The sequence below is a fragment of the Myxococcus sp. CA023 genome, from assembly GCF_010998615.1.
Classification (GTDB): Bacteria; Myxococcota; Myxococcia; order Myxococcales; family Myxococcaceae; genus Myxococcus.
This window is the reverse complement of the sequence record NZ_JAAEAH010000086.1, coordinates 16618-39498: the sequence shown is the minus strand read 5'-3', so window position 1 is coordinate 39498 and position 22881 is coordinate 16618. Positions and strand designations below refer to the sequence as shown.

16 protein-coding genes are annotated in these 22881 nt (G+C 67.1%); 7 read left to right on the top strand and 9 right to left on the bottom strand.

Annotated elements, in window-relative coordinates; translation table 11 throughout:
* Nucleotides 1-496: 496 nt before the first annotated feature.
* Nucleotides 497-1201, bottom strand: coding sequence for a hypothetical protein (locus F8M74_RS30655; RefSeq protein ID WP_141258527.1), 705 nt, complete (start codon nt 1199-1201; stop codon nt 497-499).
* Nucleotides 1202-1911: 710 nt separating this feature from the next.
* Here F8M74_RS30655 and F8M74_RS30650 point away from each other — a divergent pair.
* Nucleotides 1912-3156 (top strand): MFS transporter, encoded by a 1245-nt coding sequence (locus F8M74_RS30650; RefSeq protein ID WP_141258529.1) that lies wholly within the window; start codon nt 1912-1914, stop codon nt 3154-3156.
* A gap of 225 nt (nt 3157-3381) precedes the next feature.
* Here F8M74_RS30650 and F8M74_RS30645 read toward each other — a convergent pair whose 3' ends face one another.
* Nucleotides 3382-4119 carry a hypothetical protein gene (locus F8M74_RS30645; RefSeq protein ID WP_194857021.1) on the bottom strand — a complete coding sequence of 246 codons (738 nt, stop codon included), beginning with the start codon at nt 4117-4119 and terminating at the stop codon, nt 3382-3384.
* A 1314-nt stretch (nt 4120-5433) separates the two neighbouring features.
* Here F8M74_RS30645 and F8M74_RS30640 point away from each other — a divergent pair.
* Nucleotides 5434-7035 carry a PKD domain-containing protein gene (locus tag F8M74_RS30640; protein ID WP_228560542.1) on the top strand — a complete coding sequence of 534 codons (1602 nt, stop codon included), beginning with the start codon at nt 5434-5436 and terminating at the stop codon, nt 7033-7035.
* Between the two features lie 207 nt (nt 7036-7242).
* On the opposite strand, the gene F8M74_RS30635 is transcribed toward F8M74_RS30640, so the two are convergent.
* Nucleotides 7243-8724 carry a DUF3943 domain-containing protein gene (locus tag F8M74_RS30635; RefSeq protein WP_228560540.1) on the bottom strand — a complete coding sequence of 494 codons (1482 nt, stop codon included), beginning with the start codon at nt 8722-8724 and terminating at the stop codon, nt 7243-7245.
* Nucleotides 8725-9016: 292 nt separating this feature from the next.
* Between F8M74_RS30635 and F8M74_RS30630 the strand changes: the two genes are divergently transcribed.
* Together F8M74_RS30630 and F8M74_RS30625 are read left to right on the top strand one after the other, a co-directional pair.
* Complete coding sequence (locus F8M74_RS30630) at nt 9017-9256, top strand: aldo/keto reductase (protein ID WP_141258532.1); 240 nt, start codon at nt 9017-9019, stop codon at nt 9254-9256.
* 251 nt (nt 9257-9507) lie between these two features.
* Complete coding sequence (locus F8M74_RS30625; protein WP_228560543.1) at nt 9508-10614, top strand: MSCRAMM family adhesin SdrC; 1107 nt, start codon at nt 9508-9510, stop codon at nt 10612-10614.
* 1162 nt (nt 10615-11776) lie between these two features.
* Here the strand turns inward: F8M74_RS30625 and F8M74_RS30615 are convergent.
* The 3 genes from F8M74_RS30615 to F8M74_RS30605 form a co-directional block, all read right to left on the bottom strand.
* On the bottom strand, nt 11777-12931 hold the full coding sequence (locus F8M74_RS30615; RefSeq protein ID WP_228560538.1) for a hypothetical protein: 1155 nt from the start codon (nt 12929-12931) through the stop codon (nt 11777-11779).
* A 323-nt stretch (nt 12932-13254) separates the two neighbouring features.
* Nucleotides 13255-14430, bottom strand: a complete 1176-nt coding sequence (locus tag F8M74_RS30610) for a hypothetical protein (protein WP_141279680.1) — start codon at nt 14428-14430, stop codon at nt 13255-13257.
* A gap of 234 nt (nt 14431-14664) precedes the next feature.
* On the bottom strand, nt 14665-15099 hold the full coding sequence (locus F8M74_RS30605) for a hypothetical protein (protein ID WP_228560536.1): 435 nt from the start codon (nt 15097-15099) through the stop codon (nt 14665-14667).
* Between the two features lie 234 nt (nt 15100-15333).
* Between F8M74_RS30605 and F8M74_RS30600 the strand changes: the two genes are divergently transcribed.
* Nucleotides 15334-16152 (top strand): hypothetical protein, encoded by an 819-nt coding sequence (locus tag F8M74_RS30600; protein ID WP_141257705.1) that lies wholly within the window; start codon nt 15334-15336, stop codon nt 16150-16152.
* A gap of 216 nt (nt 16153-16368) precedes the next feature.
* Complete coding sequence (locus F8M74_RS30595) at nt 16369-17451, top strand: hypothetical protein (protein WP_141257706.1); 1083 nt, start codon at nt 16369-16371, stop codon at nt 17449-17451.
* Nucleotides 17452-17510: 59 nt separating this feature from the next.
* Here F8M74_RS30595 and mtgA read toward each other — a convergent pair whose 3' ends face one another.
* Nucleotides 17511-18410, bottom strand: a complete 900-nt coding sequence (gene mtgA / locus F8M74_RS30590; protein WP_141257707.1) for a monofunctional biosynthetic peptidoglycan transglycosylase — start codon at nt 18408-18410, stop codon at nt 17511-17513.
* Between the two features lie 94 nt (nt 18411-18504).
* Between mtgA and F8M74_RS30585 the strand changes: the two genes are divergently transcribed.
* The gene (locus tag F8M74_RS30585; protein ID WP_228560534.1) at nt 18505-20100 is read left to right on the top strand and encodes a DUF4034 domain-containing protein; all 1596 of its coding nucleotides are present in this window, start codon (nt 18505-18507) and stop codon (nt 20098-20100) included.
* Nucleotides 20101-20145: 45 nt separating this feature from the next.
* On the opposite strand, the gene F8M74_RS30580 is transcribed toward F8M74_RS30585, so the two are convergent.
* Together F8M74_RS30580 and F8M74_RS38575 are read right to left on the bottom strand one after the other, a co-directional pair.
* Entirely contained in the window at nt 20146-21834 is a 1689-nt protein-coding gene (locus tag F8M74_RS30580) for an LVIVD repeat-containing protein (RefSeq protein WP_141257709.1), read from the bottom strand.
* 250 nt (nt 21835-22084) lie between these two features.
* The gene (locus F8M74_RS38575; protein ID WP_216620448.1) at nt 22085-22861 is read right to left on the bottom strand and encodes a collagen-like protein; all 777 of its coding nucleotides are present in this window, start codon (nt 22859-22861) and stop codon (nt 22085-22087) included.
* Between the last annotated feature and the right edge of the window lie 20 nt (nt 22862-22881).

The window sequence follows — 22881 nt, the reverse complement described above, 5'->3', positions numbered from 1 at the left end:
CTCCCCCCCACCCTCGGGCCCTGCGCAAGCGACGAACAGAAGCGAGGCAAGGGCCACAACCACAGACTGTGACTTCATTCTTGAACTCCTCAACCAAGGGGTGACGAGGTCCCGGACCTCAACAACAAGCCATAATTTCGAACCAAACAGCGAAACCATTTTCAGCCCCCAGACACCCATGCAACGGCGTTGAAGACAACCATCTCACGGGGCGGTGGGAGACCGCCCATGAGACGAACGCTCGGGCAGCCTCGCCTGGCTTGGAGATGCGAGACGGCTGCCGCATCGGGCTTGCGCGTGCGCGCCGCTCCCCTCTTCGAGCCCATCTTGCTCAACGACTGCACAGCGACCGCCGTCCCCTCAGCGGATGGCTGACCTGGCAAGCCCGGCCCTGACACCGGGGCCCCGTCGAAAAACGGAGCGAGGGGCGAGCCGCATGGCCCCCCCTCCACGTCATGCCTGTCTCAGCCTCGCGGAAGAGAGCTTCAGCGCGGCATCACGAGATGCAGGTGAACCACACATACAGGACCCACGCCGTTCCCGAGGTCGCAGCTCCTTTCGCGAAGCCCGTCTCGAACCCATGATGCTGACACACCTGGTTCGCGACACTGCGCACAGCCGGCCATGGCGAAGTCAGGCTGAAGCCAGTGGACATGGCGGGGAAGGTCGTGTCGTTCGTGTAGGCACCTTTCTGCTGCGAGCTGGAGGCATTGATGCAAACCAGCCCCATGTTGTCCGTCACACTGTTGTGGTGTCCGGTAAGGAACCCCGTGTCATAGGTAATGCCCGACGTGCCGGTGCCGCATTCCTCGTGCGCGGCCGCCTCGGCCCGGAAGGACTTCTGCGCACCAATTGGCGTGACGGTGCTTTCCCACCATGCCGACAGACCCACGTCGTAGGGGATGTCCTGCCATCCCACCATGTCCTCGGTGAAGCAATGAATCCCCATCAACTCACCCAACTGCGCCCCCGTGTAGACACCTCGCGCATACCCGGCCCAGGCACACACCGCTTCCGCGCTTCGGTTCGCGTACGCCCAGTCCACGTCCATGGTGTTCGTAATGGGGTACCCCGCAGCGCTGCGCATCGACGCCGTCGTATCGAAGAAGACGATTCCCGCGAAGGCCGGAGCCGCGGTCAGCGTGACGATGGCGGTCGCGAGGGCTGAAACGAGCTGGGAAATTCGTACGGCTCCGAACATTCTCTCTCCTGATGGGAAATCGGCCAGAATCGCCAAACGCAATACGAGCCCCAGTGTGATTCCTGGTCGTCACCAACCACAATTCAAACACGCCGCAAGATTCGCCCGTCACTTCATCCCTTTCCAGGTGCAGCAAGGCGCATCCTCGCCTCGGCCTGAGTTCCTTGATGCGCTCAAGCGGTTCGAGGCGGCGCAAGGGGTTGCGCGGCCTGTCCAGGCCCCCCTCCCACGAGGGGCGCGGCAGGGGCCTGGGCCTGTTGGCGATGGATTGAGCCTCAACACCACGCGGCCTGGGCTGGCCCTCCCACACGCGCCGTCCTCTCCCTCTTCGGCTCCTTCCTGGCCGCTGCCTGGGGTGCCACCCTCCCCTCCTCCTCTCCTGCTTGGGGACCAGAAATGGCCGCAGTCTCGCGCCTGGAGCTAACCGGCGCTGCCCACGTCCCCTGCGCAGCATCAGTCTTTTCCGCAGGTTGCGAGCCAATGACAGGGCCTGCGAGCCCGTGCCAACCCGCCCCACCCCGGCTCATGACCGATTGATCCCTGGTCCGAATCCAGGAGGGCCTACTTCCCTCCGCGCCTGGGAAGTCTTTCCCGAGGAGTCTATTGATTGAGCGGACATCACTCATGGTCAAATCAAATGACACCACTAGTGCATCACTATCCAGGCCGGTGTGGTTGTTGATACCCAGCCAGCGACTACAGTGCGCGCCATGCACGCTTCCTGGAAGCGCAACACAGCCCTTTTCCTGGGCAGCCAGGCCCTCTCTTTACTCGGCTCCTCCCTGGTGCAGTACGCGCTCATGTGGCAGGTGACGCTGCAGACACGCTCGAGCGTCATGATGACGCTCTACATCGTGGCCGGCTTCCTGCCCGCGTTCATCCTCTCGCCTTTCGCGGGCGTCTGGGCCGACCGGTACGACCGCCGCAAGCTCATCGTCCTCGCCGATGCGATGATTGCGCTGGTGACCCTGGCGCTGGCCGTGATGTTCACCTTGCGCGGTACGGAGCTGTGGCTCTTCTTCCTGGCCGCGGCGATCCGCTCCGTGGGGTCGGCCGTTCAACAGCCGGCGGTGGCCGCGCTGCTGCCGCAGTTGGTGCCCGAGGACCAGCTGATGCGGGTCAACAGCATCCAGGGCACCCTCAACTCGGTCAACATGTTGGGGGCGCCCGCGCTCGCCGGCTTCCTCATGTCCGTGGCCCCCCTGCAGGTGCTCTTCTACATCGACGTGGTGACAGCGGCCCTGGCCATCACCCTGGTGACGCTCTTCGTCCAGGTAGAGCCGCGCCCCCGCGCGCCGGAGCAGGAGGGGGCCTCGCAGCTGACGGAGATCCGAGACGGCTTCCGCTACATCCGCGGCCACGCGCACCTGGTGCCGTTCTTCGGCTACCTGGGATTCATCACGGTCCTCATCACTCCGGCCGCATTCCTCACGCCGCTGCAGGCGGCGCGAAGCTTCGGGGACGAGGTGTGGAGGCTGACGGCCATCGAAATGGTCTTCTCGGTGGGCATGATGTTGGGGGGCGCCGCGCTCGCGGCGTGGGGCGGCTTCAACAGCCGCATGCGGACGATGGTCGCATCCAACCTCATCATGGGAGCGTGCACCGTGGCCCTCGGCGTGGTGCCTCACTTCGGGGTGTACCTGGCGGCCATGGGGCTCTTCGGCGTGGCGCTGCCGCTCTACAACACGCCCGCCACGGTGATGCTCCAGGAGCGCGTGGAGCCGGCCTACCTGGGCCGCGTCTTCAGCGTGATGGCCATGCTCTCCACCGTGCTGATGCCGCTGTCCATGCTGCTCTTCGGGCCCCTGGCAGAAGTGGTCTCCATCGAGCGGCTCCTGCAGGTCACCGGCGTGCTGGTGATCTTCCTCGGACTGCTCACGCCGCTACACCGTCGGCTGATGTCCTTCGGTGAGCCCAAGAGCCCCCCAGTTCAATCCCAGGAACTGGCCAGCTGAGGGCGTGAGGGGCACCACATGGGGGCGGCCGCCGCACGGGCCTGCCCCGAAGAATTTCTGGATGCGCCCTACGGGTCGCGTGAGCAGCGCATCAACCAAGTGATGGCCAGTCCAATGGGTGATGTACCTGGGCAATGGCCCATGCGGCAGCTAACGCGCCAGTCTCGCCCCTGACCACGGCGCCTTTGGCAGCCGGCCGGTGCCACTTCCCACGCCGCACACCGGTCAGCAGCGCGGCGCGGCCTCCATGGGCACCGCGTCGCGCGAAGACGAAGCGGGCGCCCCCTGGAAGTCACTGGGGCCATGCCGCATCGAGAGGTTCGACGGTTCCAGCAGCGCCTCCGCCCGGGCGCGCGTCCGCTCGATGCACACCGCCATCAGTCGCCCCAGTTCCACCTGGGGCAGGACGCCGTTTCGCGCGAGGAAGTCCTCGTCGACGCCCGGGATGCGAGGGAGCGCGGGCGTCTGCTGCGACTCCAGCGCCAAGAGGGCCTGGCGCAACGCGTCCTTCGCACTCCGGCCGCCCCGCTTCAGGGCGAAAGCGATGACGTCCCAGGCCAGCTCCGCGTGCCGCCCCTCGTCCTCGGAGATGACCGACAAGGTCTCCCGCACGACAGGGTCTGCGGCCCGCCTCGCGCCTTCGCCCGCGACCAGGGAGGCCATCCCTTCGGCCAGACATCCATCCAGCAGCGAACCGCGCACCAGCCGGGCCCAGGTGTCTCCTGAATCCATCGGGGAAGGCCGCGTACTTCCCTGTCCAAGCTCCGGAATCGTTCCCGCCGTCCAGCCCACCCCCGAGTAGGCGCTGGCGAGCGCGAAGCACCGCCTGGCATGACGAATCTCATCCAGCGCCGCCAGGTGACAGTCCTCCAGGAGCTCCGAGGGCGCCCCCAACGCGGAGAGCTTGAGCGACAACTTCGAGAAGGCGGGAACGGACGCATGCTCCAGGCCCGCTGAGTACATCCATACCTCCCCGAGCACCGTTCGCTGCCAGGGTGTGAGTCCCGAAACATCCGGAACGGCGTCATCCGCCCAGCCCGCCCCCAGCGCCCGGCGAGCCACGCGCGTTCGTCCACGCAGGCGAAGGACCCTCCCCTTCGAAAAGTTGGTGGAGCTGATCAGGTGGACGAGCCAAGCCAAGCCCCCCACCGTCACAGCGGTGCCGAGTGCCATGACGCCCCCGAGGACCCTCAGGCCCCGGGGCTGGTGCTTCTGGAGCATGAGGATGAGTCCCCCCACGAAAGCCCCCGCAAACAGGAGGACAACGAGAATCACAGACACTGCAGCCATGGCCAACCCCTTCGAGAGTCCGCGGCGACGCGCCCCCGGTCTCACGAGTGTCTTCGGCAATGCACCAAGAATGCCAGCGCCGTTGGCCCTTCCGAGAAGCCCCGGGCGTGCAATGGGTGGCGCGGTCGCAGCACACCTGTGCACGCCGCTACACGGTGGACAAGGGCCGGTCGGGCGCACGCGGGGAGGTCGCCGTCGACCATCCCTCGCATGAGCCCTCCTGCAGGGCGCTGGGGTGAGTCCCATGAGAGACGGCTCGACTCACGTCCAACTTGCACACACTCCCATCACTCAACCGTCGGCGCACAGTCCTGAGCCTCACCCAAACAAGGCTCGGCATACACGACATCGACATATTGGGTGCGCGTCCCGGTATGCGCCGCCAGACGGCGACACTCACAATAGGTTTCCCCAACCCATGTCGTGAAGGTGCGTCGCTGTAGTAATTATACAGAGCGTTCTCCAAGCAGAGAAAATCAGTATCCGCGCCCTCGACCTGGGGGGCAGCTGACTTCTCTGGCTCAGAAACGCGCTCACCCGCGCCCAACATCAGTCCCATCGACGTCAAGAGTACCGCGGACAGTCCAGCCACAACCCCTCCCAATAGAGTTGAATGGAACCGCACGCGATTCAAGACCACGCCACAAAGCCAGCAAATTCGAATCAACACTACTCAACACTCACATCTTGAGCCACTCCCCCTTCACGCCATGCGGTAGCGCCGCCCCATTTGGAAGGGCTGCGGCGGAATCAACCCGTCCACCCAACTGGTTCACGCCCCAAGCAGACACCCGCGCTTAAACGTTCTTGCCTGACTTGAATCAACCCAAAGATTGACACGCTGGAGTCGCCACTCGCAATGTCGGCCCGTCGCTGCCATTGGCGACCCGGAGAGCGCCTGGGCATGAACGAGCGCAATGGCTCACACACAGACACGGTTCTCCGGCCATCGCATCGTCCACGACGCGCAATGCCAAGGAGCATTCCATGTCAAAATCGAATCAGTCCGCGCCGACCCTTTCTCGCCGCAGCCTGTTGCCAACACTCGTCGCGCTCGCCCTGACTGTCGCCGCGCCAGACGCAAGCGCGTACTCGGCGATCTACGGCGGCGGCCCGTTCTATTCCGGCGGGACGGCGGTGATGAACGACCTGCGCGGCTCGGGTTTCACCACGGTCATCCTGTGGAGCTTCCACATCGAGGAGAACGGTGACCTGATCTACAACGACATTCCGGTGGTCAAGAACGGCGCCTACATGGGCGACCCTGCCTGGCCGGCCCGGCTGGCCACGCTGAAGACCGCGCCGACCTCGGTCAATCGCATCGAGGTGTCGATCGGTGCCTGGGGTGTTCCGGACTTCGAACGCATGATTCGGCTGGTCAACGGCACCGCGCCCGGCTGTGGCACCACCATCTTCTGCGGGACCGGAAGCAACAGCATCCTGTACAGGAACTTCCAGGCGCTGAAGGCCGCCACCGGCGCCGACGCCGTGAACTTCGACGACGAAAGCGCCTACGACCTGGCCCCGACCACGACCTTCAGCCAGATGCTCATCGGGATGGGCTACAAGATCACCTTCGCGCCGTACACGCAGCAGACGTTCTGGCGGAACCTCAGGAACAACCTCGGCAGCGCCGTCGATAGAATCTACCTGCAAGTGTACGCCGGCGGCGCCGGCAACAACCCGGCGAGTTGGAACACCGCAATGGGCATGACTGTCGCCCCCGGCTTGTGGTCCAGGAATGGCAGCGGCTGCGCGTCGGGCGACAGCCCGTCCACGGTGCAGACCCGGATGAGCAACTGGAAGACCAGCGCCGGCATCAGCGGCGGCTTCATGTGGTTGTACGACGACATCCAGCAGTGCAGCGCGCAGGGGACGAGCGCGCAGTATGCGGCGGCAATCAACACCGCCGTCAGCGGCAACACCCCGCCGGTGGCGAACTTCGGTGTCACCGTCAGCGGCCTCACCGCGACCTTCAGCGATGCGTCCACCGACGCGGACGGAACCATCACCTCGCGCAGCTGGAATTTCGGCGACGGCAGCACCTCCACCGCGACCAACCCTTCGCGCACCTATGCAAGCGCCGGCAGCTACAACGTCACCCTGACCGTCACCGACAACGGCGGCGCCAGCCATACGAAGTCCCAGGCGGTGTCCGTCGGTTCGGGCTACGCCAATCTGGCGTTGAACAGGCCCACCACCAGTTCAGCCCCCTGCAACAGCACCGAATCGGCCGCCAAGGCGGTCAACGGCAGCGTCTCGGGCGGCACCACCGACAAGTTCTGCTCACTGACCTCGCCGGCGTGGATGCAGGTCGATCTCGGTTCGGCGCAGACCGTCAGCAGCTTCACGATCCAGCACGCGGGTGCGGGCGGTGAATCGACGGCTTGGAACAGCAGAGCGTTCACCATCCAGACGTCGAGCAACGGGTCCACTTGGAGTACGCCCGTCACGGTGAGCAACAACACTGGCAGCACTTCGACCCATGCAATCACGGCGACGTCGGCGCGTTACATCCGGCTCAACGTGACGACGCCGACTCAGAACAGCGACCCAGCGACGCGAATCTACGAGTTCGAAGTTCGCTGAACTGTCGGTAATGGAGCCGGCCCTCGACACCACGAGGGTCGGCTTCGTGCCTGTGCCTACGTCAAGCAGGCATCGGCGGGCCCCACCTACGCGGACATCAGGGGCTGAACGTACGCAAGCCGCCACTGCAGTTCCACCTGGCATCTCCGGGCGGCCAGCGCGAGCAGTGGGAGTCGCGCTCGGGCTGGAATTCGCTCCCGCGGGTCCTCAGCGCGTCCCGAAGCCCGAGCCCTTCGAGACCGTCCAAAGCAGACGGATTTGCGTCGCACGCTGGCGGATGGTGTCGGAAACGCTGCCGAACTCGCCCTCGCGATTGGCAACGAAGGCTTCGAGCGCCACGCCGTGTTGCCCGGCGAGCAGGAGCTCGGCACGCGCGGTGGCATAGGTGATGAGCTCCACGCCCTCTCCGAGGAAGGCGCCTGAGATGAGATAGTTGCGCACGGACACGCCGACGCGCCCGACACCCCGCCGCACCAGGCTCAGCTCGAAGGCCGACTGCGCCCCAGGCCCGAAGTGGTAGTCACGGGCGGACTCCGGCGAGGTGAGACCGCCGCCATGGCCAAACGGCACCCCGGCCATGTTCGCGGTGACGTCCAGGGTGAGCTGAGGCGTGAGCGGAACCTGCGCCACGCCGCCGATGCCGAGGCTGACCGTGGAAACGCGCAGCGTGTTCGGGTTGGCGAAGTCGTAGCCCGCCATCAAGCCCCAGAGTCCCGAAATCGAGCGGAACTTGAAGCGGTCGCCGTAGAGAAGCCCTCGGCTGAAGAAGCCCACCGTCAGCGTGTCGCGCGAGATGCCCATGCGCGCGGTGAGCGTGAAGTAGTCGAAGGGCTGGTCATAGTCGCCCGTGGTGAGCTGCGGGGGGCCGTAGACCATTTCGACGCCGAGGTGCCCCTCCATCTTGTTGGGAACATCGAAGCGCGTGCCGTCGATGTCGTTGTAGTTGTCGACGTTGCTCGTGAAGCCGGCCATCAACTGGAGGAAGTTCCCCTGCACCGGGAGGAAGTCGTTCTTGCGGCGGCCGAAGAGGTAACGGTTGATGCCGCCCACGGGTTCCACGAGCAGCGAGAGCACCGAGCGCGCCACCGTGGGTTCGCCTTCGTCGAGAATCGCGAGCGCGGTGCGATGCAGGACCTCGCCCAGCACGACGCCCCCGATGGACGTTGTAATGAGGTCGTTCGTGGATGGAGTCTCAGACTCCATGAACAGCTCCCACAGCACGCTTGACGCGACCGTGAACGGGACCGAGCCCCAGAAGCCGAAGCCGCTCGAGCGCGCCGCGGTGTAGGCCAGCGAGCCCTGGTAGGGGTGCCCGAGCGCATTGGTCGCGAACGCATCCTCGTCCCACGCCCAGCCATTGGAGACGTTGCGACGCATGGTCTCCAGCGAGATGTCCGCGTAGGGCTTGCCGAGGAGCTTCGCCGTCCCCCAGAAGATGGCGTGGAAGGCGCCCATCTCCACGATGGGCACAACGAAATTGCGCCCTCCTCCGTCCGGCGCGTTCCAGATGGCGCGGCGAGGCGGGTGCACGAGCTCCGGCACAAGGAGCCGGGGCTCCGCGGGAACGGCCTCGACGCACTCCTTCGACGCCAGGGGGGCATCCGCGGGCGCCGCGCCTGCGTCGCCTCCTGAGACGAGCGCGAATACAAGGAGCAGGCCTGAGACGCGATACACGGGGAACGGGTTCATGGCGTGCATCGGGCTCTAATTGCTCCCGGGAGCGACTGCACGCACCAACCGATACAGGTGCGGAGCAAGCCACGAATCCAGCGCAAGTTGAGAACTGTTTCCGATGGCACCGAACACTCGTGATGAACCGAAGTCGAGCCAGGCAGATGGTGCCGGACGCGAGGGAAAGCAGGCGAGCGGGTTCGCACGCCGGCGACCTTCCCTGGAGGCCGTGGTGCATCGCGCCGCCGCGTCAACACCCCTGTGACATGCAGTGAACTCCAGCTGATGCGGGGCTCCATCAGGCCATGCAGTGCTGGCACCGGATGCGGCCCCTGGCACTCGACGCGCGGGGTTGGACTGGAGCGATGTGGCCCTGCGCTTCGCCGCACACGCCCCTGGCGTGTCCACGTGCATCGTGGGCACCGGGAGGCTTGAGCACCTGCAGCGGAACATCCGGACGCTGGAGAAAGGACCTCTGCCCGCGGACTTCGCGGAAGCCATCCACGACGCGCTCCGCCGGTGTCGTGCGGGTTGGGATGGGATGATTTGAGTCTGCACATCAGCGGTGCTTCCGCTGAGGGACTCCTCGGTGCGGCCTTTCATGTGTTCCGGTGTGCTCGTCCGTCTTGACGCCTGGATGCTGCTGGGCATCCAGGCCAGTCCCGGAAACATCGTGAAAGCACGGCGTTAAGCACTTGAGACGGCCCGGAACAGTGTTCGCGGCATGTGGACACGTCCGCCTCGATGCAACGAAGCTGTGACGCAGAAGGCCGGGCCCCCTCGCATCTCCGCGAGAAACCCGTGACAATCAACGAAATGAACCTGCGACTCTCGATACGCTCCCTGTTGATACTCTCCCTCACAGTCGCTCCCGCACTTTCCGGCTGTGGCTCCGATGACGTCGATCCGACGCCGGACGCGGGATTTGATGCGGGTGTTCAGCCCGACGCAGGCATCGAGCCGGACGCGGGCATTGAGCCGGACGCGGGCATTGAGCCGGACGCGGGTACCGAGCCGGACGCAGGCACTGAGCCGGACGCGGGTACCGAGCCCGACGCAGGCACTGAGCCGGACGCAGGTACCGAGCCGGACGCAGGCACTGACCCGGATGCAGGCACCGAGCCCGACGCGGGCACTGAGCCCGACGCAGGCACCGAGCCGGACGCAGGCACCGAGCCGGACGCAGGCACTGACCCGGATGCAGGCACCGAGCCCGACGCGGGCACTGAGCCGGACGCAGGCACCGACCCGGATGCAGGCACCGACCCCGACGCTGGCACCGACCCGGATGCAGGCACCGACCCCGACGCTGGCACCGACCCGGACGGGGGCACTGACCCCGACGCTGGCACCGACCCAGACGGGGGCACTGACCCCGACGCTGGCACCAACCCGGATCCGTTCACCGTTTGCGAGGGCGAGTGCCAGGAAACCGCGACCACGATTCGACTGGGCGAGAACCAGCGTGTCTTGACCAGCGCCTACTTCGGATATGAAGAGACGGACAACCCGGAGGCCCCGTGGGAGCTTTGGATCGAGCTCAACAACGGCGCGCCGGGTGAGTGCCCCTCCGAGGATTCGCCGCTCCCGCCGCAGCTGGTCAACGTTCACAAGGTGAGGATGCCGGTGGACGCAACGCCGCAGGTAGGATCCATGCCGGGCGAGCCGACAGCGACGCTCGTCGACTTCGAGGGCGCGCTCACTACTGCGTACTTCCTGCACAGCACGAGCCTCACCTTCACACCTGTGGCGGCCTCGCTCTGCCCCACCTGCGTCCTGAGCGGTACCCCTCCCGAATCGCACTTCGTGGCCTTCGACTTGAATGGCCTCTACGGAAATGGCGCCATCACCGGCCACGGGTACGCCACCTACTGCCCCTCGCTCGACTCCTTCAAGGGCAGGAAGTAACCGCGGTCCGGCTCACCTGACGGTGAGTCGGACCTGCCCAGGCCCCTGACACGGGGGGCCTGGGCGCACCGGTCGGAAGCCCATCCGCCCTTGGAGTTGGACGCACCTACCGAGCTGCCCATTGGCCTGACGCTGGAAGCGGGCGAGGGCCCCCGATACGGCACCCCGACGACGGCAGCTTCAGCCCCAGCGGTCTTGCTGGAGTTCCTGAAGGCGAGACTTGATCTTCGCATCCCGTTGACCATCCGTCCTCGCTGCTTGGTGATGCCAATCACGTATCCGGACTGGATGAAGGACTCCATGAGGTTTGCCGACGTCGCCCTCCAATCCGGGGCTGCGGCAGACGCCTGCGTCGCGGTCGTCGAGCTCGGCGCGACACTCTTTGCATTGGAGGCTGAGCCCATGCCCAGCAGACTTCGCATTGCATGAAAGACAGGCTGTCGGGTCGTGATAGCCACGGCGCATCCCCAATGCATACGAGTTGGAGCCACTCCAGGGCAGACATTCGGCGGGTGGACCCGTGAGACCCCATACACCGCCTGACATTATTGAATCCTAAACGCTGTTGCTGCTGACCCGACAGGGCTCCGGATTGTACGCGACAGTCACATATCGTCTGCCGGATTGGTCGGGACTGAAAAGCGTCACCATGAGCGCTTGGTCTGCCCCCGCCTCTCGGACTCCTTCGGGAATCTGCTGAGGGACGCGGTCAACTGAAACAGGCGTCTGCATCGTTGATGCACAACCACCCAGCTATACCGATCCGCGCTCAGCTCCTGGGGCTCCCAGGAGCCAGTGTGAGCCAACGGCCCCGCCAAGGAACACCCGGCCAGGCAGTGGCGAAACCTGCTCCGCGAGCAGCCGCGTGAGCGCGGGTGCGAACGGCTCCGCGATTCGGCGCGGTTGCGCGTCCAGGTGCTGCTGAGCCCAATGTCCGAAGTCCTCCTGCTCCGCTTGGGAGAGGCACGCCCCGCAGAGTAGCTCGAGGGCGACACGTCCTGAGGTCGCTCCAGGAGACACGGCCTCCATCCGTCCCGGTGCCCTCCGGGACGGAGCGAGAGGCCGGAGCGTGCTCACGCAGGGAGCTCGAACCTCGTGTTCCGTTCGGACGGTTGAGCAAACCGCGTCCTCCGAGCCGAGAGGCGCGTGGCAGCCCGCCCCTTCACGCCGTGCTCACGAGCCTCGCGCACGCCTCGCGCTCATAGGGGAGCCCCGCCTTCCGAAAGTGCCCCCCGGCGTTGCCGAAGCGCGGGTCCCAGAGGTGCGAGGCATCCACGAGCGCGGCGAGGAAGCGCCGCTGTGCTTCTGTCCTCACCACCCCATCTCCACTCGGAAAGGCGTGGACGAGGAGGGGGCCCCACTCGAAGTCCACCCAGGACTTCTTGGTGGTCCGCGCGACCGCCACGGCCGCGTCCACCACGAGGTCGAAGTCGGGGACGCGCTCCAGGAGCCGCTGGACGACCGTGAAGCGCGGCTGCATCGGAAGCTGCGGCGGCTTCACCGGGAACCAGTCGTTGATGTGCGCGGCATGCTGCTCCAGCGCGGTGCGCAACTCGCGTGTCGCGACCTCGCTCCGCGCCAGGGACGGAGCCATCGCCGCGCAGAGGCGCACCGAGGGCTCCGCATCCGACAGGAGGTTCTCCAGGGACACGTTGAGCTCCCCCAGCGCCAGGAGCAGGGAGCATCGCTCCGCCACATCCACCGTCCGCATCGCCATCTCCGTCAGCCGCTCCACCAGTTCGCCCGGCCGCACGTCCGACGCCGGTGACGCGGCGTGCGCGGTGGCGGCCATCGCCGCGTGCATCCGCACCCGGGCATCCGCATGGTCCAGGTTGGCCAGCAGCGAACGGGTCAGGAACGGCGCCACCCGGACACACGCCAGCACGGACTGCGCATGGAGCGCGTTCGAGGCGTCCTCGTCCTCGTAGATGGCATCATCGTCGTCCGCGTCCAGTAGCGGCCCCAGGTCGAACCGGGCCATCGACTCCAGGTCCTCCATCGTCGCGCCACTCCGCTCGAAGGCGTCCACCACACGCGTCAGGAACAAGAGCAACTCCGCGCGAACGGGCTCCTCGCCCGCATCCAGCCTCGCGTCGTCGAGCAACCCGAGAATCACGAGTGCAACCGGAGCCGTCGCGGGGAAGACGGTGCCCTGATGAATGATGGCCGACCACAGGTGCTGCATGGCTGCGCCGCGGGCCTCCGCGTCCTCGATGAGCAGGGAACGAAGGTGTTCAGGCGTGTCAGTGGCGCGGCCATAGGCGTGTACCAGCCGTGACCAGTCCGTCGCGTCGAGTGCGGGAATCCCGATGAGCATCGGCGCGACTATCCCCCACGAATGACAGCGCCTCAATGCATGCGCCCAGCGCGCGCCGTCCCGCTCGAGGCGTGAACTCCTCCACGCTCCCGCTCACCCGCTGCCACACGCCGATGATTCGATGCCGCCAAGGTGCTTTCCTCCCCTGCCCCCCTCCGAACCATCTACACAGGATTCGGGACTTGCCCCCGCGGACGCCGCAGAGGCACCACTGAGGGCACATGAGGACACGAGGGCGAAGAAAAAGCCCAGCAACCCAATGAGATTGCTGGGCTTCTGAGTATGGAGGCGGCGGGAATCGAGGCCGCCGCTCGGCGGGCATGTCAGGCCTTGTGGAAGGCCTTGGCGAGGAACTTCTCGACGCGCGACTTCTCCGGCTCGATGGTGCTCGCGGGCGAGGCCACGCTCGTGGCGCCAGCGAGCGCGGGGCGCAGGCCCGCCGAGATGCCCGGCTTCAGGTGGTGACGCAGGTCGACCGCCACGTCGGCCTTCACGTGGGTGCCCACGCCCACGGCGGCGTTGACGTCCGCGGAGTGCTTGAGGAAGCCATTCTCCAGGCCGAGCTTGCCGCCCGCCTGGGCCGCCGCGCCCGCCACCGCGCCCCCGGTGACCGAGCCGTGCAGCCGGCCCACGTGGCCACCCGCCGTGACATACGCCCCCGCCGTGGCGGCCGCGCCCACCTGCCCCGAGAGCATCGCCGTGCCCATCTTCGGGTCCAGGCTGGCCACGCCCTCGGCGTAGGCGGAGGCGGAGGCGGAGGCCTCACCCTTGACGTACCCGCCCACGTGCCGGTTGAAGTCGTGGCTCGCGCTCGCCGTGACGCCCACGCCCGTCTCCGCCTTGGCCGTCAACGCGGCCGTGTAGGCGTGCTCGTTCCTGTCGAGCGACACACCTACCTGGGCCTGCGCCTTGAACGTGTTGGCCTCGGCGGAGACCTGGCCGCTGGTCACACCCAGACGGCCCGCGTGCGTCTTCTGCAGTTCGTAGCCGACGTGAGGCCCACGCAGCTCCGCCTGGGCCGAGTAATGGTGCACGCCACTGCCGCTGTAGCTCGAGGTGGAGGCCTGCATCGAGCCCACGTTGCCGCTCACCGTTCCGCCAAAGGTGTCCTTCTGGAAGGGGCTGCCCGGCTTGTCGACGAACAGCTTCTGCTTCGCGGCCGGAGGCGCCGTGAGCTTGTTGTCACCACCGCTCACCATCACGCTCGACGCCTGGCCCGTGCTCAGCTCCCAGGGGCTGTAGGAGGGCGCCCCCTCGGGCATGCCCGGGTGCTTCAGGGGCTTTGAGTCCGTGGCCGCCGGCGCAGTCGCGCCAGGAGGGGTCACCGTGGGCTTGGTGGCCGTCACCGCGGGCGCGGTCGCCACAGGCTGCGTGGGCGTCGCCGCGGGCGTCGAGGCGGGGAGCGTGGACGCACGCGCCGGAAGCTTGGACTGGGGCCGCGTGGAGGAAGGGAGCGTCGCGGTACGGGGCGGGGTCGAACCGATGCGGCGGGGGGACATGGGAGGCTCCTCGGAAGGCTGGTGGAAGGGTCAGTACAGCGATGGACTGTCCCACTGCAGCCGACGTGCCATGCCCATGTCGAACGGTGTGGCCAATGCCCCCCTGTGGTTTCAATGAGTTGGAGGGAGGCACGTCTCGAGCGATACGCGGGCCCTGGTGACAGCAGACACCAGGGCCCGGATAGCTGTCATCAGGACATCGAGGACGACGCGCATGCGCCCACCATGTCCCCTTCAGCGACGGGAAGTGGGCGACTTCTCGCTGCTCGCGCGGCGCGCCCGGACAGGCGGCGCGGGCGCTTCTGGCTCGCTGTCTGGCAGCGCGGTGAGCTCTACGTGGTACGACTCCCGGTAGTCCGCCGCCCAGAACAGGGTGGCGAAGACGGGGAAGACGAACAGTCCTCCGACGATGCCGCCCGCGGTGCGCGCCCCGCTCCATTGATCGCGCCGAATGGTGACGTACTCGGGAGCGTGGCCGTCCAACTCCAAGGTGAAGCTCTCCGTGTTGTTGACGGTGGCCGAGTCGCTGTACTCGTACGGCGTCCGGCCGAGCACTTCGCCCGAGCGCGACCGGACCTTGGCGCCGCTGGGACTGGAGCGAATCACCGTCGAGCTGGCGCAGCCGGTGAACAGGACGACGACAAGAGCGGAGGAGACAAAGCGCTGCATGGGATGAACCTTCAGGTGAAAGGGGTCCCGCTCCCGGTGCAGCCGTTGGACCAGCCCTGCCCGCTCGTGTTCTGGCCTACTTGCGCGGGCCGGGGCGTCCATGGGCGGAGCGCCCGTCCCGGCGCCTGGATACCGCGACCATCCACACATGGCCGCATGCACGAGTGGCGGCAGCGAGTGAGGCCGGACATTCCCGTTTGTCCGTACGCCGCTGGCTCGGCGAGGATGCGCGGCATGGATGACTTCTACGCGGACGTCCTCGACCACGTCGGACGTCCACCCCGAGAGTTCGGCTCCGTCCACCTGCACGTGGAGCCCGTGATTCGCAATCCACTCGGGCAGGCCACCGCCGTCGTGTGGCTCCAGGCCGCCTTCGAGCCCCTCGCCACCACCCCGTCGTCCGTGCTGGTGATGGGCAGGCAGAAGCAGGGCTCCGCGCACCGGATGCTGGGCCAGTTCCCGCTGCCACCTCTTGCGGGAGGCCGCGTGGTGCGGTGGCTGCTTCCGCTCGAGCTGCCCCCGGAGTTCGATGAAGTCCACTTCCAGGTGGAGTCGAGTCTTCACCCCAACGCCGGGCGCGTGCGGCCCGCGTGGAAGCTCTTCGACACCCTGGAGATTCCCAAGGAGAGTGACATGAAGGCGGTGTCGGGCGAGGTCTCCATGGGAATCGACCTCGGTGAATCGCTGCTCAACACCGTGCTGTCTGGAGGCCTGAGTGTCACCGCCTACATGAAGGTAGGACCCCAGGTTTCACCGGGCAGCCTGGCTGTGAAGCGCCACGCGGCGGCCACGCTTCCGACAGCCTTCATCGCAGCCGTGGTCGACGGCCCCCTGGAGCCACTGTCCGACCTGCAATGCGAGCTCGTCTGGGAGCCGGGGATGCCCCTCCCCGCCGCCAGCGCCGCGCCCAGTTGGAGCACGGAGCCCACGCCTGCCATGGCAGCGCATGTCTTGAAGACACTGCGGACCTGCTACGCCTGCGGCTTCGAGGGCCCACGAGAGGAGTATGAGCGCGCCACGATGTGTCCCCGGTGTGACGCGACGTGGATGTAGGCACGCCAGGAGAACCCGCTGGCTCTTGAATGTTGATTCACAGACATGACTCCTGGTCCAGGACCTACAGCGGCTCCGCGGGCCATGACATCTAAACGTAGATGCTGAGCCACTCACTCTGACCGTTTGTCGCAGGCCTCACGGCCTTGGGACGGCGCGTGGGGCCCATTTCCCATCCCGGTTATCGGGCCTCCCCTGTTGAGATAGAACGGGCGCATGCTCCACTCGCGTCGTTTCGTCCTGGCCCTCTCGTCCGTTGTCGCGGTCGCCACCGCCTGCAGCTCGCCGGATCCAGTCCCGGACCGCCCCAACATCCTGCGCTTCGAAGCCAACCCGGCGACCATCGCTCCGGGCGTGTCCGCCGAGTTGTCCTGGGAAGTCACCGGCGCGCAGGACCTCTCCATCGATTACGGCGTGGGTGAGGTGACCGGAAGGTCGGTGCAGGTCCGCCCGACAGCGACGACGACGTACACACTCACAGCGACCAACGAGAGCGGCAGCACCACCGCGAGCACCACGGTCGCGGTGAGCACGTCCGATGGGACGAATCTCTCCGGAAGCCTCACGACGCGCACCCTGACGCGCGCGGGCTCGCCGTATCACGTGACCGGTGACTTGACGGTGCCCGCGGGGAACCGGCTCACCATCGAGCCCGGCGTCCACCTCATTTTCATGGGACACCACAAGCTCGCCGTGCATGGGCGAATCACCGCGCAGGGCACCGCGGCCAGCCCCATTGTCTTCACCGCCAACAATCCCACCCGAGGCTGGGCTGGACTGCGACTGGCGGCGACGTCGGACGCCGGGTCGGACTTCCTGGAACACTGCATCTTGGAGTACGGCAACAAGGTCGACGGCGAGAACGGCACGGGCGCGGAGGGCTCCTATTCCGAGAACGCAGGTGGCGCGCTTTGGATTGGCTCACGCGCGAACGTGAACCTGAATCACAACGAGTTCCGCTTCAACAAGGCACCCGCGTTCGGCGGCGCGCTGATGCTGATTGCGCCGACCAGCTCGGGTGTCGCCACCGGGAACATCTTCCACGGAAACGAATGCACCGGTCCGCGAACCCAGTTCGGAGGCGTGGGCGGCGCGGTCAACACCGCGCACCTCCCGGCCAGCAACCAATGGACGTTCCGCGGCGGCGAGTTCCGTAACAACAGGGCAGCGGAGGGCGGGGCACTCTACTTCTTCGACAGCAACGTGATCCTCGACGGGATTGCACTGTCTGGAAACAGTCCCCAGAACTGGGCGACGCCGGAGCCACACCGGCTGACGCTCATCAACACGCCGAGGTAGCGGGAGGCCCCCGCGGCGCGGACCCCATCGTTCGAGGCAAACCAGGCCGGGGCCGTGACTCAGCTCTCCGAGGACAGCCGGGAGATGGCCTCCACCACGGAGCCGGGCACGGAGGTTTCGCCGAAGAAGCGCGAGAGTTCGGCCTGGGCCTCGCGGGCTTGCGTCGCGGTGATGCGGCCCTCGCGCTCCAGCCTCCCGATGATGGCGCCAGCCCGGATACGCAGCGTCTCGGGCTTCTGGGCGGGCAGCCAACGGCGAGGGGCGGGCAGCATGCCCGCGAGCATCGCCCCCTGTGCCACGGAGAGCGCCCGCGCCGAGGTACCGAAGTGCTCACGCGCCGCGGCCTCGATGCCATACACGCCCTCTCCCCACTCCACCACATTCACATACAACGTGAGGATGTGCTGCTTGGACAGATGGGTCTCCAGCTGGCGGGCGAGCAGCAACTCCTTGCCCTTGCGCAGGAGGCTGCGGTCCGTGGAGAGGTAGAGGTTCTTGGCCAGCTGCTGGGTGAGCGTGGACGCACCGCGGCCCAGGCGCGCCTTCCGCACGGACTGCTCGAGGGCGTTCTCCACCTCGATCCAATCCACGCCCTCGTGCTTGTAGAAGCGCGCGTCCTCGGAGCTCAGCACGGCATCCACCGCGTGCGGCGCCACCGCCGCCAGAGGCACCCAGGCCTGCCGCACACGGGGCTTCTTCCCCTCCGCCAGCGCCTCCTCGGCCCGCTGCGTGATGAGCGCGGTGGTGCGCGGGTTCTGCGTCTGAAGCGCGCGGACGTCGGGCAGCCGCACGTACTCCACGCTGAGCCAGACGACGAACAGCAGCCACCCGCCAAACATCCAGCGGCCCCAGCCCGGACTGGAATCCTTCCTCACGGCGCGCCGGGCGCCGGCAGGGAGCTGCTTCGTCTTCTGCGTCCGGGGGGAGGAGGCACGGACGGAGGGAGGACGGGAGGCCATCGGTACGCACACATCTGCCCCGGTCCACGGTCCCTGTCCAGAAGACGGCCGGGAAGGCACGCAGCGGCCTGTCTTGAGTAGGATGCCAGGCTCAATGCCATCTCTTCGTACCGCGCTCGGCGCGGGAGTCCTCGTAATGGGCCTGGGCGCCGGACTTGCCGTGACCGCTTCACGGGCAACGCGGAGCGCTGAAGTCGAAGCGCGCATCGCGGCGCGCCAGGAGCCCGTCCTGACACCGGCCCCCGGCCCCGCGCCGCAAGGGCTTCCCATCGTGACGCCTGCCGGGCGCGAGGAGGGCAAAGTCCCCCAAGGGCATGTGGACGGGGTGGCACTGCGCTCGCTCCTGCTCCGACGCCAGTTCGAGGAGCTGACGCTGGCGGTCGAGCAGCTCCAGTGGGGCATGGAGTCGAACCCCCAGGACGAGCACTGGATGACGGACGGCATCCTGGCGCTCGGCAACGGCTCCTCCGAATCGACGGAGCTCCTCGACGCCTGGGTGGAAGCGTCACCGCGCTCCTTCGCGCCCTACCTCGCGAGGGGGACCCATTGGGTGTCGGTGGGATACCTGCGCCGCGGGGGGAAGACCGTGGCGGCAACGGCGAAGGAGGAATTCGCCGGGATGCATGGGGCCTTCGAACGCGCGGTGCCCGATCTCGTCCAAGCGTGGTCGCTCCAGCCGAAGGCGGTCGCGGCGGCGCGGCCGCTCATCTACGTGGCGAACGCACTGGGCGACGACGAGGCTCGCGAGCACGCCTACACTCGCGCCATGGAGCAGTGCCCCACGTGTGCGGACGTCCGGGCCGTCTATCTCCACGGACTCACCCCCCGCTGGGGCGGCACCTACGAGAAGATGGAAGCCTTCGCCGAGGCGCAGAGCCTTGCTCACCCCAAGTTAGGCTTCCTGCGCGGCTTTGCCGATTTTGACCGGGCACACGACCTGGCGGTCCAGGGCAAGAACGACCAGGGACTGGTCCTGCTCGCCCAGGCACTGTCAGCCGGCGACTACTGGGAGTTCAGGCTGGCTCGAGCGAAGCAACTGCGCCGCACCAAGGCCCTGGACGCCGCGCTGGAGGAAGCGAACCGGGCCGTGGCCCTGCGGCCCGCTCGTGCGTCCGTCTATTTCGAACGTGCTCGGATTTTCTCCAACAGCCGGAAGTGGGAACCCGCGGGCAAGGACCTCCTGCACGCCTTGCGGTTGGACGCGACGGACTCGGACGGACGGGCCCTGCGGGACCACGTGGTGAAGGGGGTCATCTACGACGCCTGGGAGGCGCACAAGGCCGGACGCCGCGAGGAAGCGTTGGGCCTGCTGGAACTGGCTGGGGAGCTCGCTCCAGGCAACCCCGAGGTGGCGCGGCGGCGCGCATGGGTCGTCAAATCTCCACAGCAGGCGGAGGCACGGACCGAGGAGAAGCAAGGCGAGGGGGCGGAGGACTTCCGCACCGTGCAGCAACGGGACTACGCCCTGGCTCGCGAGCGGCGCTTCAAGGAAATCCTTCCGCTCTGGGATGCCTTCATCGAACGCAATCCCGACCACGGGCTGGCCTATATGGAGCGCAGCGGGACGCACTACCACTTACGGGACCTCAAGTCCGCGCTGTCCGACCTGAAGAAGGCGTGTGACCTGGGCGTCAACGAAGGCTGTGCCCGGGCGCGCCAGGTCGAGCGCGCCAAGGCCGCGGCCCGCTGAGGCGCGACCTCTCAAACCCACTGCTCCAGCGACGCCGTGGGACGCTCAGAGTTCGTTGAGGATGAGCAGGCCGCGCACGGAGTCGGCGGCGTACACGTACCCGTCGCCGGGCACTCGGATGCCGAAGGTGCCCTCGAAAAGGTTGTCCGTGCGGCCGGGGTCGCTCTCACGGAAGGTGTTGTAGTGCGCCACCTGGCGCGGCTTCGTGGGGTTGGACACGTCCAGCACGCGCACGCCCTCGTGGTACCAGGCGATGTAGAGCAGGTGGCCCTTCAGAATCAGGTTGTGGATGGACGTGACGGGGCTGAGGCGGAACTCCCCCATCTTGACGATGTTCGCCGGGTCGGTGACGTCCAGCACGCGCAGGTGGCTGCCATTGAATTCAGTGCCCTCGAAGGCGATGGTGCGCCCGGCGAAGGTCCCCACGGCGCTGTGGTGTGCGTAGGCGTTGAAGCCGTGCACGTACTGGCCCAGGTGCCGCACGTTGTCGAGGTCGGTGACATCCATGATGGAGTAACCACCGAAGCCATTGCTGACGTAGAGCCGTCCCTCGTAGGCGAAGGCGTCGTGCGCGCCCCCCGAGGAGAACTCGGACGGCACGGTGATGAGCTGGAGCAGGACGGGCTCCAGCGGCGAGGTGACGTCGTGCACGAAGGTCACCTCGCTGGGCGACATCGCATAGAGCCGGTTTCCATCCACCAGCACGGTGTGCGCCCCGTACTGCCCCGCGGGCAGGTGGCGCACGTACTCTGGCTGCGCGGGGTTGGAGATGTCATAGACGACGACGCCCGCGCGGTTGCCGGCGATGTAGAGGGCATCCTCCTTGGCCCACACGCCATTCCAGCTTGAGTCCCCCGGCAGACTGACGGAGGCCTTGAAGATGGGGTGCGCCCTGTCACTCACGTCGAAGACGGTGAGTCCGCCGTTGCCGGTGCCGCCGAGGTCGTCGATGGAGACGACGTAGGCGTGGTTCTTCGTGACATAGACGTCCACGGCATCCCCCAGTGCGACGGGGGACGCGGAGATGAGGCGCAGCCCGCCCGAGGACTCGCCCTCCCCTCGCTGTGAGGGCATGCGCCACGCTTCGAAGGTGCCGGCCCGGCTGAACCTTCCGTTGGTGCAGCGGGCGTAGCAGCCTGTGATGATGCCGGGTGAGGGCACCTGACAGCCGGCGAGCGCGGTGACAGTAACGGCCCCATTGAAGGGATTGGTGCGGCTGCCAACGACGAAGAAGCTCCCGCCGTCCGTGTTCCGCGTCAGCAACGGCTGGCCGTTGAGCGTGTCCGTCCCTCCGTCGGAGAAGAGCTGGTAGGTGGTGAAGTCGGGGGCAATCTGGGTCCCTCCGTCAGACAGCAGGCGCTCACCTCGCATGTCGGCCAGGTAGATGCCGTGCTGCGCCACCTGGGAGAGCGCCTCCGGTGAGCACTGCGAAACGTCGTAGCGCGACAGGTCATCACACCGGATGGTGGTGGGGTCTCCCTGCTGATTGAAGTCGCATGGCGAGTAACGGCCCCGGTCAATCCAGTCACCGTGTTCCTCCAGCACGGTGTAGCCGCCATCCCACGGCGCCTCCGCGCTCCCATCGGGAGCGCCGGAGTCCGGCGCCCCCGAGTCCTCGGGAAGCCAGGTGCCTGCATCAGGAGCGGGGTCGGATTCGTCGCAGGCGGGGAGCGTGGACAGCAACAGGACGCAGGAGGAAAGCAGCACCCAGGACGGACGCAACACGGACGGCATCGTGGACCTCGCGAGCAAAGGCCTCCCACGAACGTGGGGGCCATGACTCAAGCGGCCTGACGCCCTGATTCCCTCATTGAGGCGAGAGATGGTTGCGGAGTGGAGGCAAGGTCCGCCCGCGAGCTCCGAATCCCGGGGAAAGCACCCCATGCGGTCCTGGCCTTGCATGACGTCCGGACCGGCGCGGCTCCAGCGTCCAACAGCCACGCCCAGCCGGGTGAGGACAGGGCGTGGGCGGGCCGTGGGAGGCTCAGGTGTCGCCGCTGTAGGTGCCCACAAGCTGGATGTGGCTCTTGCCCGTCTCCGAGCAGGTCGCGTTGACGCTGACGCTCCAGGCCGGGACCTCGGAATGCCAGGTAACGGTGCCCGTCCAGTTCGAGCAGTCCCGGGCATTTTCATCCGTGAGCAGGGAGAGCGACACCCTGGAGGTCGGCAGGGTGAAGACCTGCCCCGGCGCCGTCATGGGCCGGGTCAACCGGATGATCAGCGTCGAGAAGACCGCGCCACAGGTGACGCTCTCATTGCCCGTGATTCCCATCTGCACGGTGAAGGAATTCGTCGAGAGGCAGCTCGAGGGCGCGTAGCAGTAGAAGCGATCAGGCGAAACGAAGCCGCCATATGTGTTCTCGTAGCCCGCGCCCGTGCTGCTGATGGGGCGACTCATGGTCCACTGACACGTGGGCCGCTCGGTGCGGCAGCACGCGGCGTCGCCGGGGGCGCAGGCGGTCGTGAAGCACCCCGTGGGATTCGTTGTCGTGCCACCCGCACACTTCGTGTTCAGCACGGCGTCCGTACCCGAGCGTGTGCAGGCCCACAGCCTCGTTCCCTCGCAGAAGAACTCTCCCGGCGTGCAGATCTCCGGCGACTCCCCCGCAGGGCCCATGGGGCCCGCCGGCCCGGTGTCGCCCCGGGGCCCCTGGGGGCCCTGCGCGCCCGTCGCGCCAGGCAGGCCCTGCTCGCCCGTGTCGCCCATGGGCCCCTGCGAACCCTGGGGGCCCATGACGCCGCGCGGGCCTTCCACGCCCATCGGGCCTCGTGGACCCGTCA

Coding starts and splice junctions, on each gene's coding strand:
- F8M74_RS30655 (WP_141258527.1), bottom strand. CDS start 1,201: ATGTTCGGAGCCGTACGAATTTCCCAGCTCGTTTCAGCCCTCGCGACC.
- F8M74_RS30650 (WP_141258529.1), top strand. CDS start 1,912: ATGCACGCTTCCTGGAAGCGCAACACAGCCCTTTTCCTGGGCAGCCAG.
- F8M74_RS30645 (WP_194857021.1), bottom strand. CDS start 4,119: ATGTACTCAGCGGGCCTGGAGCATGCGTCCGTTCCCGCCTTCTCGAAG.
- F8M74_RS30640 (WP_228560542.1), top strand. CDS start 5,434: ATGTCAAAATCGAATCAGTCCGCGCCGACCCTTTCTCGCCGCAGCCTG.
- F8M74_RS30635 (WP_228560540.1), bottom strand. CDS start 8,724: ATGAACCCGTTCCCCGTGTATCGCGTCTCAGGCCTGCTCCTTGTATTC.
- F8M74_RS30615 (WP_228560538.1), bottom strand. CDS start 12,931: ATGCTCATCGGGATTCCCGCACTCGACGCGACGGACTGGTCACGGCTG.
- F8M74_RS30610 (WP_141279680.1), bottom strand. CDS start 14,430: ATGTCCCCCCGCCGCATCGGTTCGACCCCGCCCCGTACCGCGACGCTC.
- F8M74_RS30605 (WP_228560536.1), bottom strand. CDS start 15,099: ATGCAGCGCTTTGTCTCCTCCGCTCTTGTCGTCGTCCTGTTCACCGGC.
- F8M74_RS30600 (WP_141257705.1), top strand. CDS start 15,334: ATGGATGACTTCTACGCGGACGTCCTCGACCACGTCGGACGTCCACCC.
- F8M74_RS30595 (WP_141257706.1), top strand. CDS start 16,369: ATGCTCCACTCGCGTCGTTTCGTCCTGGCCCTCTCGTCCGTTGTCGCG.
- mtgA (WP_141257707.1), bottom strand. CDS start 18,410: ATGGCCTCCCGTCCTCCCTCCGTCCGTGCCTCCTCCCCCCGGACGCAG.
- F8M74_RS30585 (WP_228560534.1), top strand. CDS start 18,505: ATGCCATCTCTTCGTACCGCGCTCGGCGCGGGAGTCCTCGTAATGGGC.
- F8M74_RS30580 (WP_141257709.1), bottom strand. CDS start 21,834: ATGCCGTCCGTGTTGCGTCCGTCCTGGGTGCTGCTTTCCTCCTGCGTC.
- F8M74_RS38575 (WP_216620448.1), bottom strand. CDS start 22,861: ATGGGCGTGGAAGGCCCGCGCGGCGTCATGGGCCCCCAGGGTTCGCAG.